Origin of the sequence: Aureimonas sp. Leaf427 (genome assembly GCF_001425485.1) — a bacterium.
GTDB lineage: Bacteria > Pseudomonadota > Alphaproteobacteria > Rhizobiales > Rhizobiaceae > Plantimonas.
Genome location: NZ_LMQW01000001.1, coordinates 322,825 through 336,894, shown reverse-complemented (window position 1 = coordinate 336,894; position 14,070 = coordinate 322,825). Strand labels below are relative to the sequence as shown.

The 14,070-nt window shown below is 67.6% G+C and carries 15 protein-coding genes; 9 read left to right on the top strand and 6 right to left on the bottom strand.

Features of this window, described 5'->3' with window-relative positions; all coding sequences use genetic code 11:
* The first annotated feature begins 48 nt into the window (after positions 1 to 48).
* Both ASG62_RS26140 and ASG62_RS01400 read left to right on the top strand, forming a co-directional pair.
* Positions 49 to 255, top strand: a complete 207-nt coding sequence (locus ASG62_RS26140) for a hypothetical protein (RefSeq protein ID WP_156381911.1) — start codon at positions 49 to 51, stop codon at positions 253 to 255.
* Position 256: 1 nt separating this feature from the next.
* Positions 257 to 712, top strand: coding sequence for a hypothetical protein (locus ASG62_RS01400; RefSeq protein ID WP_056694512.1), 456 nt, complete (start codon positions 257 to 259; stop codon positions 710 to 712).
* A gap of 172 nt (positions 713 to 884) precedes the next feature.
* Here ASG62_RS01400 and ASG62_RS01395 read toward each other — a convergent pair whose 3' ends face one another.
* The 4 genes from ASG62_RS01395 to aceA all read right to left on the bottom strand — a co-directional run bounded on the left by ASG62_RS01395 (position 885) and on the right by aceA (position 3,371).
* Positions 885 to 1,229 carry a BrnA antitoxin family protein gene (locus ASG62_RS01395; RefSeq protein ID WP_056694514.1) on the bottom strand — a complete coding sequence of 115 codons (345 nt, stop codon included), beginning with the start codon at positions 1,227 to 1,229 and terminating at the stop codon, positions 885 to 887.
* The gene (locus ASG62_RS01390) at positions 1,213 to 1,467 is read right to left on the bottom strand and encodes a BrnT family toxin (protein WP_056694516.1); all 255 of its coding nucleotides are present in this window, start codon (positions 1,465 to 1,467) and stop codon (positions 1,213 to 1,215) included. Before ASG62_RS01390 ends, ASG62_RS01395 begins: the two co-directional genes overlap by 17 nt.
* A gap of 149 nt (positions 1,468 to 1,616) precedes the next feature.
* Entirely contained in the window at positions 1,617 to 1,880 is a 264-nt protein-coding gene (locus ASG62_RS01385; RefSeq protein ID WP_056694517.1) for a hypothetical protein, read from the bottom strand.
* A 204-nt stretch (positions 1,881 to 2,084) separates the two neighbouring features.
* Positions 2,085 to 3,371 carry an isocitrate lyase gene (gene aceA / locus ASG62_RS01380; protein WP_056694518.1) on the bottom strand — a complete coding sequence of 429 codons (1,287 nt, stop codon included), beginning with the start codon at positions 3,369 to 3,371 and terminating at the stop codon, positions 2,085 to 2,087.
* A 245-nt stretch (positions 3,372 to 3,616) separates the two neighbouring features.
* On the opposite strand from aceA, the gene ASG62_RS01375 reads away from it, so the two are divergent.
* The 7 genes from ASG62_RS01375 (at position 3,617) to ASG62_RS01345 (ending at position 10,840) form a co-directional block, all read left to right on the top strand.
* Positions 3,617 to 5,035 carry a helix-turn-helix domain-containing protein gene (locus tag ASG62_RS01375; protein ID WP_056694519.1) on the top strand — a complete coding sequence of 473 codons (1,419 nt, stop codon included), beginning with the start codon at positions 3,617 to 3,619 and terminating at the stop codon, positions 5,033 to 5,035.
* 85 nt (positions 5,036 to 5,120) lie between these two features.
* Entirely contained in the window at positions 5,121 to 5,921 is an 801-nt protein-coding gene (locus ASG62_RS01370; protein ID WP_082537228.1) for an aspartyl/asparaginyl beta-hydroxylase domain-containing protein, read from the top strand.
* A complete protein-coding gene (locus ASG62_RS01365) occupies positions 5,918 to 6,478 on the top strand; it encodes a hypothetical protein (protein WP_056694523.1) in 561 nt (186 codons plus the stop codon). The genes ASG62_RS01370 and ASG62_RS01365 overlap by 4 nt, the downstream gene beginning before the upstream one ends.
* 124 nt (positions 6,479 to 6,602) lie before the next feature.
* Positions 6,603 to 7,697 (top strand): polyamine ABC transporter substrate-binding protein, encoded by a 1,095-nt coding sequence (locus tag ASG62_RS01360; protein WP_056694524.1) that lies wholly within the window; start codon positions 6,603 to 6,605, stop codon positions 7,695 to 7,697.
* Positions 7,698 to 7,937: 240 nt separating this feature from the next.
* Positions 7,938 to 9,089, top strand: coding sequence for an ABC transporter ATP-binding protein (locus tag ASG62_RS01355; RefSeq protein WP_056694525.1), 1,152 nt, complete (start codon positions 7,938 to 7,940; stop codon positions 9,087 to 9,089).
* Positions 9,090 to 9,101: 12 nt separating this feature from the next.
* Positions 9,102 to 10,022, top strand: a complete 921-nt coding sequence (locus ASG62_RS01350; protein WP_056694526.1) for an ABC transporter permease subunit — start codon at positions 9,102 to 9,104, stop codon at positions 10,020 to 10,022.
* On the top strand, positions 10,022 to 10,840 hold the full coding sequence (locus ASG62_RS01345; RefSeq protein ID WP_056694528.1) for an ABC transporter permease: 819 nt from the start codon (positions 10,022 to 10,024) through the stop codon (positions 10,838 to 10,840). The genes ASG62_RS01350 and ASG62_RS01345 overlap by 1 nt, the downstream gene beginning before the upstream one ends.
* Before the next feature lie 40 nt (positions 10,841 to 10,880).
* Here ASG62_RS01345 and ASG62_RS01340 read toward each other — a convergent pair whose 3' ends face one another.
* Both ASG62_RS01340 and ASG62_RS01335 read right to left on the bottom strand, forming a co-directional pair.
* Positions 10,881 to 12,002: a hypothetical protein gene (locus ASG62_RS01340; RefSeq protein WP_056694530.1), complete on the bottom strand. Its 1,122-nt coding sequence runs from the start codon at positions 12,000 to 12,002 to the stop codon at positions 10,881 to 10,883.
* 48 nt (positions 12,003 to 12,050) lie between these two features.
* Positions 12,051 to 13,826: an AsmA-like C-terminal region-containing protein gene (locus tag ASG62_RS01335; protein ID WP_057180252.1), complete on the bottom strand. Its 1,776-nt coding sequence runs from the start codon at positions 13,824 to 13,826 to the stop codon at positions 12,051 to 12,053.
* Positions 13,827 to 14,070 lie beyond the last annotated feature (244 nt).

Below are 14,070 nucleotides of genomic sequence, written 5' to 3'. Positions count from 1 at the left end.
ATGTGACTTGGCTCGGTTTCTTGCCTGGCTTCCCTCGGAGTTGAATCGATGACGTCCGCGAAGGTCGCAGAGCCGCGTAAAGGTCGGACCGCCACGACGTCGAGGACTCTTGCCTCGGGCCGTTTCATCGACACGATCGATGTGCCGGGAATGGGGCGCGTCAAGGTGGTGAAGGGCGGCACATTCGCTTCGGCAAAGGATGCGGCCGGCGTTCGGTTGCGAACCGCTATCGAGACGGTCAAGTCGGGAAACTGACGTGAGTGACGTGCGAGGCTCCGAGGAGCGTCACTACAATCCTATCTTCGAACGATTCGTGAACGTCACTCTTCCGGAAGATCAGGTTCTTCCGGGAATGGTCGCTTATTGTCTCTATAAGATCGCGAAGCGTGAGTGGGCGACGGACTTTTTCGAGCGCATCGGGCGCAAGCCCAATGCCGGAGAACTCGACGAGTACATCCGCACCTGGACGAACACGCGCATCGCCGGCGCGCAGAAGGAGGCGGATGCCGTCCTTCTCGCATTTGCAAGCTCCGTCATCGACGAGAACACGCCGCGCATCCGCGAGGACGCATTGCGCGGAACGTTCTGGACCGCGGTCTGGAACTCGATGGTGGCAGCGTCTCTCTACACGCTCTGTCTGATAGGCCTCGTCGTGATCCTGCGATTTGCCGGCATCGACCTTCTATCCATCTTCCAGTCGATCGGCGGCTGATCGACGGGCACATGTCGACCAAGAGCACGCTATTGCGATGAAGTTTCACGGTCCCGAACCGCTTGTCGGCCCATTCGATAGCTTTGTTGGGAGCAATCCGACCAATCCCGTTTTTCATGTGTGTTCGAGCGGATTTGCATCCTCCCCGTCGCCATCGGGTCTCGTACTCGACCTACGACCGTGTCGCCCGCTGAACCCGATCTCCTTCGCCGGTGTCGCCGCCATCCTCGATCATGCGCCGGACCGCATCGTTGACGCGGCTCTGCCAGCCGGGACCGGAGGCGCGGAGCTTGGCGAGAAGATCGTCGTCGAGGCGGATGGAGACCGGCGTCTTCGTTCGGGCCGGTCCACGCTGTCGCGCCGCTCGAAGAGCGGCATGGAGGTCGGGCAGGGCCTCGCGCATCGGTTTGAACTCCGCCAGTTCCTCCTCGGTCAGTTCGGGACTGTCGACCGCGTCCCAGTCGTCGCGCGTGTAGCCGTTCGCGGCGGCATGCGCGGGGTCAAAGGGTTTCGCCATGGTTCTTCCTTTCCCTGGCGGAGGCCGGGCGCATGCTGATGACGGAAATGCCTTCCGTCCCGAGATGTGCGAAGACGACCGTCACGATGCCGTCGAGCCGTCCGACCGCGAGCCTGCGCCCGTTCTTGGCGGGGCCGATCACGGCCTCCTCGAAGAAGCGGAGGTCGAGATCGACGAAGTCCATCCCGTGCTTGGCAAGGTTGGCGCGTCGCTTCGGCTCGTCCCAGACGATCTCCATATCCCGTATATACGGCTTAGAATGCGGGATGTCTTCCGCCATGCGATCCCAAACACAAAGGGAGCGGATGCTCGCGCATCCACTCCCCTCGCGTGTCTCCCCGTCACGAGTTCGTTCCGCAGTCCGGCGCTTTGCCGTTTTCGCGGCCGTCAGCTCTCCGTCTTGACGACGACGGGGATCAGAAGGTCGCCCCAGTTGCCGGCGCCGGAATGGTGGCGGGCGGAGCGGACGAGTTCGACGGAGACGCCGGACTCGACGGCGCGCATGACCGACTGGTTCAGGCGATGGAGGTCGTTGGCCAGCATGCGGATGGCGGACTGCTGGGTGTCGTCCATCGCGGAGGACTGCTCCTCGGCGCGCTCGCGGACGCGGGTCTTGGGGCGAAGGTCGGTGGTTTCGGCGACAGCACTCATGGTCTCTCTCCCTAGAAGGATGGGGTCTGGTCGTGGCCGAAGGTCGGGCGCCCGGAACGGGGCGCCCGAAGTCAGGCATTATGCCAACGTTCGAGGATGCTCACGCATCCGGCCGTTGAAGAGATTGCGAATGTCTCGATTGCGTCAGAGGCTCGAGACATTCGCAAGCGGTTGATCGCGAGGCATTTTCAATGCCTCTTGATCTTACTCTGCGGCTTCGTGGAACTGGGCGCTCTCGGTGGATTCGCCCATCGCGGTCGTGGAGGACGCGCCGCCGGTGATGGCGAGCGAGACGGCGTCGAAGTAGCCGGTGCCCACTTCGCGCTGGTGGCGCGTGGCGGTGTAGCCGTTCACCTCGGCCGCGAACTCGGCCTCCTGCAGTTCCGAATAGGCCGCCATCTGGCGATCCTTGTAGCCGCGGGCCAGCTCGAACATGCCGAAGTTCAGCTGGTGGAAGCCCGCCAGCGTGATGAACTGGAACTTGTAGCCCATGGCGCCGAGCTCGCGCTGGAACTTGGCGATCGTGGCGTCGTCGAGGTTCTTCTTCCAGTTGAACGAGGGCGAGCAGTTGTAGGCGAGCAGCTGGTGCGGATGCTCCTTCTTGACCGCCTCGGCGAAGCGGCGGGCCTGATCGAGATCGGGCTTGGACGTCTCGCACCAGATGAGGTCGGCATAGGGCGCGTAGGCGATGGCGCGGGCGATGCAGGGCTCGAGGCCGTTCTTGACATGGTAGAAGCCTTCCGCCGTGCGCTCCTTCTCGTAGTCGACGAAGGGCTTGTCGCGATCGTCGATGTCGGAGGTGAGGAGCTTGGCCGCCTCGGCATCGGTGCGGGCGATGACGAGCGACGACACGCCCATCACGTCGGCGGCGAGGCGCGCGGCGGTGAGGTTGCGGATATGGGCCTGGGTCGGGATCAGAACCTTGCCGCCGAGATGTCCGCACTTCTTCTCCGAGGCCAGCTGGTCCTCGTAATGGACGCCGGCGGCGCCCGCCTCGATGAAGGCCTTCATGATCTCGAAGGCGTTCAGCGGCCCGCCGAAGCCGGCCTCGGCATCGGCGACGATCGGCGCGAACCAGTTCTCGACGGACTTCTCGCCTTCCGAATGCTCGATCTGGTCGGCGCGCTGGAGCGTGCGGTTGATGCGGCGGCAGAGCTCGGGCGCGGCATTGGCCGGGTAGAGCGACTGGTCGGGATACATGGAGGAAGCGGTGTTCGAATCCGCCGCGACCTGCCAGCCCGAGAGGTAGATCGCCTTCAGGCCGGCGCGGACCTGCTGCATCGCCTGATTGCCCGTCATGGCGCCGAGCGCGTTGACGAAGTCTTCCTCGTGGATGAGCTTCCAGAGAGCGTTCGCGCCCTTTTCGGCCAGCGTGTAGCGGATCTCGACCGAGCCGCGCAGACGCTTGACGTCATCGGCCGAGTAGGTGCGCGTCACATGATCGAAGCGGCCCTTGGGGGCGGAGGGGACGAGATTGTAAAAATCGGTCATTTGGTGCCATCCTACTGCGGGTCTCGCGGAAGCCGTCGGTTCAGTCTGTCTCCGTTCGGCGTGTGTAGGATGTGACATCCGGCGACGGATCGGTCCAGATCAAGAAGCCGATCCGCCGGCTTGAAAGGGGTCGGTCTGTCTTGCTTGTGACGGTGCGGCGCAGTAAATCTGTAAAGATTGTCACGGTCAGAGTTTGACAAGGTTTGTCACAAATCGTCGCGACGCCGCATCGGAGAGCCGGGATATTGGCCGAAAACAAGATCTTCGCCGGGCCCCGCATCCGGCGCGTGCGCAGCGGGCTCGGCCTGACGCAGACGGCCATGGCCCAGCGCCTCGGCATCTCGCCCTCCTATCTGAACCTCATCGAGCGCAACCAGCGCCCGCTCACCGTCCAGCTCATCCTCAAGATGGCGGAGGTCTTCGATCTCGATCTGGCGGACCTGCGCGGGGACGGGCCGGGCACGGCGGCCGAATTGCGCGCCGTCTTCGCCGATCCTCTTCTCTCCGCCGAGCTTCCCGGCGACGGCGAGCTGGTGGAGGTGGCGGAGGGCGCGCCCAACATCGCAGCCGGAATCGCCAAGCTCTACCGCGCCTATCGCGAGAGCCAGGACCGGCTCTCCGATCTCTCGGCGCTGCTCGCCCACGAGGGCCACCAGACCCGCGCCACCGGCGCGCGCCTGCCGAGCGACGAGGTGCAGGAGGTCTTCGAGAACCGGCCGAACCATTTTCCCGTGGTGGAGGGGGCGGCGGAGGCCTTTCGCGCGACGCTCGGCGCGGGCGACGACCTGATGGGCCTCCTGCGGGGCTGGCTGCGGCGCGAGCACGAGGTCGCCGTGCGCATCCTGCCGGTCGAGACCATGCCGCTCTGGCGCCGGCGCTTCGACCGCCATTCGCGTCGCCTCTTCGTCTCCGAGCGCCTGTCGCCCGCCGACCGGCTGCGCGAGGTCGCGACGGAGGTGGCGCTGCTCGCCTTCGGCGGCGCCATCGCCGCGGAGGCCGAGACCTTCGGCTTCGCCAGCGCCGAGGCGCTGCGGCTCGCAAGGTTCGAGCTTCTGCGCTATGCGGCCCATGCGCTGATCATGCCCTATGCGCCGTTCCAGGCCGCCGCGGAGCGCGTGCACTACGATATCGAGGTTCTCAGCCATCGCTTCGAGGCCTCGTTCGAGCAGGCGGCGACGCGGCTGACGACGCTCCAGCGTCAGGCCGCGCCCGGCCTGCCCTTCTTTCTCGTGGAGGCGGACGGCGCGGGCAACCGGCTGCGCCGGGCCGGCGCGCGCGGCTTTCCCGCCCAGCGCTTCGGCGGCGACTGCCCCAAGCTTCTCATCCATTCCACCTTCGCGGAAGGCGGGCGCGTGCTCGTCGAGACCGTCGAGATGCCGGACGGCGCGGCCTTCCTCACCATCGCGCGCACGGTGGAGGGGCCGGCGGCGGGCTTCGGCGAGCGGCCCCGGCGCACCGCGATCCTGCTCGGGCTCGATGCCGCGCTGGCCGGGCAGACCGTCTATGGCCGGGCGATGGGCGAGGGCCGCCGGGCGACGCCGGTCGGGCCCGCCTGCCGGCTCTGCGAGCGCCAGGGATGCCTCGCGCGCGCCGCCCCGCCCCTGACGCGCCCGCTCGCGCTGGACGAAGCGGTGACGGGGCTCGGCGGATTCGATTTTCAATAGACTTGTGACAAGGGCGTCGCCGCCGCTATGTCCGGTGTCGATCGGTGCGACGGCGATGCCGGCACCGGAACGCGAGGGCAGCAGCATGGACCAGCGCATCCAGCAGAAGACGCAGAAGGCCAAGACGGAAGGGCTCGAGGACACGATGTCCCGCGGCGGCTTCGTCGCCAAAGCCGTGCAGACGCTCGTCGATGGGGCGGAGAAGCTCAATCTGCGCCATTCGGCGGTCGGCAATCCGGCGGTCTATCCGACCGACGATTTCCCCTGGGCGCGCGAGGTCGAGGCGGAGTGGACGGCGATCCGCGCCGAGCTCGACAAGGTGCTGGTGCGCAAGGGCGATCTGCCTGCCTTCCACGAGATCTCTTCCGAGGTGCGCTCCATCTCGTCGGACCAGAACTGGAAGACCTTCTTCCTCTGCGGCTACGGCATCAAGTCGGAGGAGGCGATCCGCCAGTGTCCCGAGACCTGGCGCATCCTGCAGAAGATCCCCGGCCTCAAGAGCGCGATGTTCTCGATCTTCGAGCCGGGCAAGCACCTGCCGCCCCATCGCGGGCCGTATAACGGCGTGCTGCGCTTCCATCTCGGCCTGATCGTGCCGGACCAGCCGGACAAGGTTGGCATCCGCATCGACACCGAGACGCGGCACTGGAAGGAAGGCGAGGCGCTGATCTTCGACGACGCCTACGAGCACGAGGCCTGGAACCACTCGGACGAGGTGCGCGTGGTGCTCTTCGTCGATTTCGAGAAGCCGCTGCGCTTTCCCGCCAATCTCACGAACAAAGCGGTGCTCAATCTCGCCGTCTTCACGCCTTTCATCCGCGAGGGCTACAAGGCCCACAAGGCCTGGGAGAAGATGTTCTACGGCGAAGGCCGCAAGCACCGATGAGCGAACCGGCCGGAACCTCCCGCTGGCGTCCGCTTCGCCCCGAGGATCTGTCGGGGCTCGACGCGCTGGCCGCCGTCGTCCATCCCGGCTTCTTCGAGCGGCCGGAGGTCATGGCCGAGCGGCTGGCGCTCTTTCCGCAAGGCTGCCTCGCGCTGCCCGGCCTTTCGGGCGAGGCGCGCCTCTCCGGCTACATCCTCTCCCATCCCGCCAAGCTCGGCGCGCCGCCGCCGCTCGACACGCTGCTCGGCCGGCTCGATCCGGAGGCGGACGCGCTCTATCTCCACGACATCGCGCTCGGGCCGGAATGCCGGGGGCGGGGTCTTGCGGGCGAGGCGATCGGGCGCATCCTCGGCGTCGGCGAGCGCTTTCCGGCCGTGATGCTGATCTCGGTCTACGGAACCGGGCCCTTCTGGAGCCGCTTCGGTTTCGTCGACGAGACCGCCTCCGCCGATCCCGCCAAGCTCGTCCCCTACGGTGCCGAAGCGCGCTACATGGTGCGGCGCAGCGGCGCGCTTCGCACCGGGCTCCATGAAGGTTCCGCGACGGACCTGCAATAGGGCTAGGCAGACGGCGGCGAATGCTCAATAGTGAGGCGGGTTCCCGAAGCGCTGGCGTCTTCGGTTTATCGGTTTCCCATGCGGCCGTGGCCGGCACCGCGATGGAAGAAGGTCAAATTCCTCGATGAAGCAAAGACTTGCCCTGATCGCCGCCTCGGCGGTTCTCTCTCTCGTCGCGACCGCCGCCCTGGCGCAGGAAAAGGTCGTTCGGGTCTACAACTGGTCCGACTATATCGACGATTCGATCCTGAAGGACTTCACCAAGGAAACCGGCATCGAGGTCGTCTATGACGTCTTCGATTCCAACGAGATCCTGGAGACCAAGCTTCTGGCCGGCGGCACCGGCTACGACGTCGTCGTTCCCTCCGCCGAGTATCTCGGCCGCCAGATCGAGGCCGGCGTCTTCCAGAAGCTCGACAAGTCGAAGCTGCCCAACATCACCAATATGTGGGACGTGATCTCCAAGCAGGTCGCGACCTACGATCCCGACAACGCCTATTCCGTGAACTACATGTGGGGCACGACGGGCATCGGCTACAACAAGAAGAAGGTGGCGGAGCTTCTTCCGAACGCGCCGACCGACAGCTGGTCGCTCGTCTTCGATCCGAAGAATGCCGAAGTGCTTTCCAAGTGCGGCATCGACATGCTGGATTCGGGCGCCGAGATGATCACGGCGGCGCTGCACTATCTCGGTCTCGACCCGAACGCCAAGAGCGCCGAGGACGTCCAGAAGGCCGAGGATCTGCTCCTCAAAGTCCGGCCCTTCGTGCGCAAGTTCCACTCGTCTGAATACGTGAACGGCCTCGCGAACGGCGACATCTGCGTCGCGGTCGGCTTCTCCGGCGACGTCTTCCAGGCGCGCGACCGCGCGGCGGAAGCCGGGCAGGGCGTCGAAGTCGCCTATTCCATCCCCAAGGAAGGCGCGCTCCTCTTCTTCGACCAGCTCGCCATCCCGGCCGACGCGCCGCATGTCGACAATGCCCATGCCTTCATCAACTACATGATGAAGCCCGAGGTCATCGCCAAGGCGACGAACTACGTCTCCTATGCCAACGGCAACAAGGCGTCCCAGCCGCTCGTCAATCCCGATACGCTCGCCGACAAGGCGGTCTATCCCGACGATGCGACGCTGGCGAACCTCTATACGAAGCTGCCCTACGACGCGAAGACGCAGCGACTCGTGACGCGGGCGTTCACGACGGTGAAGACCGGGCAGTAAGGGTCGGGCGGGCGGCTCGGGGCGGCGCTCGACGGCGCCCCCCTCTGCCTGCCGGCATCTCCCCCTCAAGGGGGGAGATCAGGCTTGTCTCTTGCCCTCGAAGCTGTGATTTCCCCCTTCAGGGGGATATGTCCGGCAAGGACAGAGGGGGCCTCGCACGATCCTTTGATGTCCCGAACCGGTCGTGCCGCGCCCGTTCATTCCTCGCCTTCACCATTTCTGCCGAACGAAAGTCCCCGCATGGCGGCCGCCCCCAAATCTCTCGGCAATATCCGGCGCGCCTTCGAGCCCTGGAACGATCCGGCGGCCAAGCCGCTGATCCAGTTCACCGACATCACCAAGCGCTTCGGCGACTTCACGGCCGTGGACGGGCTGAGTCTCGGCATCCATGCCCGCGAGTTCTTCGCCCTGCTCGGGCCATCCGGCTGCGGGAAGTCGACGCTTCTGCGCATGCTGGCCGGCTTCGAGGACCCGACGACCGGCGACGTGACGCTGGAGGGGCGGAGCCTCGTCGGCGTGCCGCCCTACAAGCGGCCTGTGAACATGATGTTCCAGTCCTACGCGCTCTTCCCGCATATGAGCGTGGAGAAGAACATCGCCTTCGGCCTGAAGCAGGACGGCATGGCGAAGTCGGAGCGCGACGACCGCGTCGCCGAGATGCTAAAGCTCGTGAAGCTGACGCCCTTCGCCAAGCGCAAGCCCCAGCAGCTGTCGGGCGGGCAGCAGCAGCGCGTGGCACTCGCCCGCTCGCTCGCCAAGCGTCCGAAGGTGCTGCTTCTCGACGAGCCGCTCGGCGCGCTCGACAAGAAGCTGCGCGAGGAGACGCAGTTCGAGCTGATGGACCTGCAGCAGCAGCTCGGCCTCACCTTCGTCGTCGTCACCCACGACCAGGAAGAGGCGATGGTCATGGCCGACCGCGTGGCGCTGATGCGCGAGGGGCGCATCGCGCAGGTCGCGACGCCCGCCATCATCTACGAGGCGCCGGACAATCGCTACGTCGCCGACTTCATCGGCAACGTGAACATTCTGGAAGGCGCCGTCGAAGAGCGCGTCGGGGGCCGCCTGCGGCTGTCGGCGGCCGGCACGACCGTCGAGGTGGAGACGCCGCGCGATCTCGAGCCCGGCTCCACCGGCTTCTTCGCGATCCGTCCGGAAAAGATGCGCATCGGCCGCCGTCCGCCGGAGGATGCCTCGGTCAACGCGCTGAAGGGCGAGGTCTGGGACATCGCCTATCTCGGCGACGTCACGCTCTACAACGTGAAGCTTCCCACCGGCGAGATCCTGCGGGCGACGACGATCAACGCCTCGCGCAGCGTCGCCGAGCCGCTGTCCTGGGACGACGAGGTCTGGCTGACCTTCTCGCCGGACGCCGGCATCGTGCTCGCGAACTGAGGGGCGGGCGACATGGCTTCCTCCGGCCCGATCACGCCGAAGACGCAAGGTGGCAGCCTTTATCGCCGCACCGTCATCGGCCTGCCCTATCTCTGGCTCGCGCTCTTCTTTCTCGCGCCCTTCCTGATCGTCCTCAAGATCTCGCTGTCCGAGACCGCGATCGCCCAGCCGCCCTATATCCCGGTCTTTCCGCTGGACACGCTGTCGGGCTTTCTCGATGCCGTCCGGCAGCTGAACTTCGCGAACTATTCCTGGATCGCGGACGACCCGCTCTATCTCAACGCCTATCTCTCCAGCTTGCGCATCGCCGGCATCGCGACCGCGCTCTCGCTCCTCGTCGCCTATCCCTTCGCCTACGGCATGGCGCGCGCGCCGGCGGGGCTTCGTCCCATCCTCCTGATGATGACGATCCTGCCCTTCTGGACGAGCTTCCTCATCCGCGTCTACGCCTGGATCGGCATTCTGAAGCCGGAGGGGCTGCTCAACCAGTTCCTGCTCTTCGCCGGGGTGATCACGCAACCGTTGCAGATCCTGAACAGCGAGATCGCGATCCATATCGGCATCGTCTATTCCTACCTGCCCTTCATGGTCCTGCCGATCTACGCGAGCCTGGAGCGCATGGACCATCGGCTGATCGAGGCCGCCGCCGATCTCGGCTGCCCGCCCATCAAGGCCTTCTGGACCGTGACCTTCCCGCTTTCGCTGCCCGGCGTGATCGCCGGCGTCTTCCTCGTCTTCATTCCGGCGGTCGGCGAGTTCGTCATTCCCGATCTTCTCGGCGGCTCCGGCACGCTGATGATCGGCAAGACGCTCTGGGACGAGTTCTTCTCCAATCGCGACTGGCCGGTCTCCTCGGCCGTCGCGGTCATTCTGCTCCTCGTCCTGGTGATCCCGATCGTGATCTTCCAGCGCGTTCAGGCGAAGGTGGCGTGATGGGCAAAGGCTGGCGTCCCTTCAACATCGTCTCGGTCACTCTCGGCTTCGCCTTCCTCTACCTGCCGATCGTGCTGCTCGTGGTCTATTCGTTCAACGCCTCGCGGCTGGTGACGGTCTGGGGCGGGTTCTCGACCCACTGGTACAGCCAGCTCTTCCAGAATCAGCAGATGCTGGACGCCGCCTGGGTGACGGTGCGGGTCGCGGTGCTTTCGGCGACGTTCGCGACCGTTCTCGGCACGCTCGGCGCGCTGGCGCTCGTGCGGTTCGCGAACTTCCGGGGGCGGCTGCTCTTCTCCGGCATGATCTACGCTCCGCTCGTCATGCCGGAGGTGATCACAGGCCTGTCGCTGCTTCTTCTCTTCGTCGCCCTCGGCTTCGATCGCGGCTTCTGGACGGTGACGATCGCGCACACGACCTTCACCATGTGCTTCGTCGCCGTGGTCGTTCAGTCGCGCCTCGTCTCGGTCGACCGCAGCCTGGAGGAGGCCGCGCAGGATCTCGGCTGCCCGCCCGCCAAGACCTTCTTCCTCATCACGCTGCCGGTGATCTGGACGGCCGTCGCGTCGGGCTGGATGCTGGCCTTCACCCTGTCGCTGGACGATCTCGTCATCGCGAGCTTCGCCTCCGGGCCGGGCGCGACGACGCTGCCGATGCGCATCTACTCCCAGGTCCGCCTCGGCGTGACGCCGGAGATCAACGCGATCTGCACGATCCTGATCGCCATCGTCTCCGTCGGCGTCATCATCGCCGGCATCCTCTCCAAGCGCCAGCTCGTCCGGCGCGAGCGCGACGAGCGTCTGGCGGCCGGCGGCTGAGCCTCGGCCCCCGGCGGCCCCTTCGCTCCGGCTTGCCGGATCAGTTGCGGCAGGTGCAGTCGGCCTCATGCGCCTTGAGGATCGCACCGAAGGTCGCGTCCATCGCGGCGGCGACGGGATCGACCACCTCGGTCCGCGAGCGCATCAGATAGTCCAGCGTCTCGATGGCGGAGAGCGCGGTCGCGAGCCGCAGGCGCACCGTGCGGTCGGTGACGGCCGGGCGCGTGCCGGTGACGACGGGCCGGACCTCGGCAAGACGCGCCAGAACCGGATAGGTCGCCGGCGAGATCGCCGGCATCGGGCCTGCGGGCGCGGGCAGCGGGCTCGCTGCCAGGAACCCGCCGGCCGTGGCCGCCGCCGTCAGGCGGTCGACGGCGCCCGTGAGGTCGGCGGCGGTGTCGAAGCGCTGCGGAACCTCCGGCGCGCGCTCGGGCAGGTCGGGGTCCTGGCGCGGCGTGTTGGAGGTCGAGCCGGTGGAGATGGTCATGTCCACCCGGTCAGGGCCCATCGTGGGCCGAAGCTCGCTCAGCGCGCCGCCGGCGGGGCGGTCGGCCGGCTTGTCGGCGGGCAACGGCACGGGCTTCATGGCGAGGAGCGCCGCCGAGACGGCGCGCTGTACTACCGAGGTCTGCGCCGCGATCAGGGCCTCGCGCTGGATGGGCGGCGGACCCAGGCGCCGCGCGTCGCCGCGCAGCTCCGCGATATAGTCCTCGACGCCGCTGCAGAGATAGGGCGAGGGCGACTGCGTGAGATAGTCCCCGAGCGCGGTGCGCAGGCGATCGGCCATCCAGGCCGCGTCGGCATCCGACGTCCCGCCCGTGCGGCCCTTGGCGCGGGCGAGGGAGGCGGCGAAGCGCAGCGCCGCGGTCTCCTCGCGCGTGCGCTGGCCGACGGAGAGGGGCGGGAAGAGGAGATTGCCGGGCAGGCCGGGATCGCCCGCCTGCACCGTTCCCGGCATGCGCGTCGCGGCCTTCAGCGCGGGATATTCGGTCTTGGCGATCTCGCCGAGCGAGGCATGGTAGCGCTGCGAGCAGCCGGACCCGCCCTTCGCCTCTTCGGCCCCAGCCTGCGGGACGGAGAGAGCGAGAAGCGAAACGGCGAGGGTCAGGATGGAGGCGGCACCGGCGGTGGCGCCTTTCGTCGTTTCGCGCAGGTTTCGCATGGGGCTTTTCGTCCTCGAACCGGTGTCGCCCGCGCCCCCGCGATGCTCTCACTCCTCGTCGGCGGACGCCGACGCGAGGATGGCGGGATGGGGCCAAGTCCCTCGCATTCTTAACGAGATTGGTTTCGGCTTCGTCAACGCGGGAGCCTGCGACCCGTCGGCTGCGGGATCGGCGGCGGGCTCGAACGTGCCTTCGAGATCGGCCGTGTTGGCGGCGTCGACGAGGAGGCCGGACCCCTCGATCGTCCCGCCTTCCGCGCGGATGCGCAGCGAGGTCAGCGTCACGCGCGGCCCGACGCTGGCGATCTCGGCGCCGAGGGCGGAGAAGGGCAGGGCCGTCGCCGAGTCCGGATCGAAGATGTCGCTGCCGGCCGTACGCAGGGCCTGCGGATCGAGCCCGCCGATCGCGCCGGAGCGGATCTGCAGCGTGCCGGCGACGCGATGGCGATTGAAGATGTCGGCCCAGTTCGTGACCGGCGCCTCGACCCCCAGGGACAGGTCGGCGACGCCCGAGAGCGTGTTGGCGGAAAGGCCGAGGGCCGAGAGGAGCCCGGCCGCTTCCACGCCCCGCATCGAGGCGGAGCCCTTCAGCGCGGGCGGCGCGGTGCGCGTGTCGATGGCGACGCGCATCTGTCCGTTGCCGCCGAGGAGCCCGGTATCGCCGATGTCGAGCGTCGCCACGCCGTCCGTCAGCTTCACGGTGCCGGCGAGATCGGTGAGCGCGAGCGCGCCGATCCGGCCTTCGCCCGCCGAGACGCGAAGGTCGATGTCGAGCTCGCGGACGAAGCCGACGGAGATCGGCCGCGCCGCCTCGAAGGGCGTCTGCGGCAGGGGCGCCAGGGCCTGGGCCAGACCGTCGAGATCCAGGCGCTCGAAGGCGAGCGTGCCGCCGAGGCTCGGCCGGCGGTCGGCGGGGAAGACGAGGTCCAGCGCGCCGCGACCGGCAAAACCGTCGACGGTGACGCTGGCATTGGAAAGGCTCAGCCTGTCGCCCTCGGAGGCGACATCGGCCGCGATGGAGAGCGGCCCGATCTCCGGCACCGCGAAGCTCCGGTCGCCGAGCCATCGGAGCGAGCGCGAAAGCGAGGGAAGCGAGGCCTGGAGGCGGCCCGACAGGCGCCTGTCCGCCGAGGCCGTGCCGTCGAAGGCGAGGTCGAGCTGCGGCGAGGTCATGTCGAAATCGACCGTGCTCGATCGGCCTTCGAGCCAGTCCTGGGGGGCGGCGAGGCGGAAGCCGAGCCGGACGGGCTGGCCGTTCCAGGAATAGGTGCCGGACAGGCTGGCCGCGGCGGCCTCCTGCGGCCAGGACAGGTTGAGATTGGCGGCGGAGACGATGGCCGGGTCGGCGGGGTTCGGGCCGGAGAGGACGCCGTCGCGGATTTCCACGTCGCCGAGCCCGTGCAGGCGGGACAGGAAGGGCGCGAAGGTCTTGCGCAGGGAGGTGTCGGGCGCCGTGCCCGGCGGGACGGACAGAGCGGGGGCGAGGAGCACGAGCCGGTCGATCTCGGTGCGTCCGAGAAGCGCCGCCCAGAGGTCGAGATCGGCCGTCATCCCGGCAATGGTCAGGCGGGGGCCCTTCTCGCGGGAGCCGATGACGACCTCCTCCACGACGAGGCGCGGCATGGGGAGGAGACGGAATTCCGGCCGGCCGCCGCCGAAGGTCACGGGAAGCCCCGTCAGGGCGCCGAGTTCGCTCGCGATCGACCGGCGCGCGGCCTCGCCGCCGAGCGAGATCTGGCGCAAGGCGGATGCCGCGAGAAAGACGAGGATCGCCACGACCGGGATCGCCCATGCCAGCGGCCGGCGCCGCGACTTTCGCGGCATCGGCGCATCGCTCTCCCGCTCTGTCGTCAAACTCGTTTCCCCCCGGGGCTCTTCACCTTCTAACGTCTGACGCGCAGGACGCAATGGCGGCGTCGCATCCCGCGGGTGCGGGGGCGGGGAGGGCGCGATACCCGCTTGCGGCGGCTCTTCGGCAATGCCAATCCTTTGGCCCGAACCGGGCGGCCTGCCCGGATGTCGGGGCGATCGGCCGGGGCGAGGCGCCCGGGTCGCGAAGGGGGCGAGA

What these genes read in the sequence shown, in the direction of transcription:
- ASG62_RS26140 (WP_156381911.1), top strand. Translation starts at nt 49, where the DNA reads ATGACGTCCGCGAAGGTCGCAGAGCCGCGTAAAGGTCGGACCGCCACG.
- ASG62_RS01395 (WP_056694514.1), bottom strand. Translation starts at nt 1,229, where the DNA reads ATGGCGAAACCCTTTGACCCCGCGCATGCCGCCGCGAACGGCTACACG.
- ASG62_RS01390 (WP_056694516.1), bottom strand. Translation starts at nt 1,467, where the DNA reads ATGGAGATCGTCTGGGACGAGCCGAAGCGACGCGCCAACCTTGCCAAG.
- ASG62_RS01385 (WP_056694517.1), bottom strand. Translation starts at nt 1,880, where the DNA reads ATGAGTGCTGTCGCCGAAACCACCGACCTTCGCCCCAAGACCCGCGTC.
- aceA (WP_056694518.1), bottom strand. Translation starts at nt 3,371, where the DNA reads ATGACCGATTTTTACAATCTCGTCCCCTCCGCCCCCAAGGGCCGCTTC.
- ASG62_RS01370 (WP_082537228.1), top strand. Translation starts at nt 5,121, where the DNA reads ATGGACCAGCGCATCCAGCAGAAGACGCAGAAGGCCAAGACGGAAGGG.
- ASG62_RS01365 (WP_056694523.1), top strand. Translation starts at nt 5,918, where the DNA reads ATGAGCGAACCGGCCGGAACCTCCCGCTGGCGTCCGCTTCGCCCCGAG.
- ASG62_RS01360 (WP_056694524.1), top strand. Translation starts at nt 6,603, where the DNA reads ATGAAGCAAAGACTTGCCCTGATCGCCGCCTCGGCGGTTCTCTCTCTC.
- ASG62_RS01355 (WP_056694525.1), top strand. Translation starts at nt 7,938, where the DNA reads ATGGCGGCCGCCCCCAAATCTCTCGGCAATATCCGGCGCGCCTTCGAG.
- ASG62_RS01350 (WP_056694526.1), top strand. Translation starts at nt 9,102, where the DNA reads ATGGCTTCCTCCGGCCCGATCACGCCGAAGACGCAAGGTGGCAGCCTT.
- ASG62_RS01345 (WP_056694528.1), top strand. Translation starts at nt 10,022, where the DNA reads ATGGGCAAAGGCTGGCGTCCCTTCAACATCGTCTCGGTCACTCTCGGC.
- ASG62_RS01340 (WP_056694530.1), bottom strand. Translation starts at nt 12,002, where the DNA reads ATGCGAAACCTGCGCGAAACGACGAAAGGCGCCACCGCCGGTGCCGCC.
- ASG62_RS01335 (WP_057180252.1), bottom strand. Translation starts at nt 13,826, where the DNA reads ATGCCGCGAAAGTCGCGGCGCCGGCCGCTGGCATGGGCGATCCCGGTC.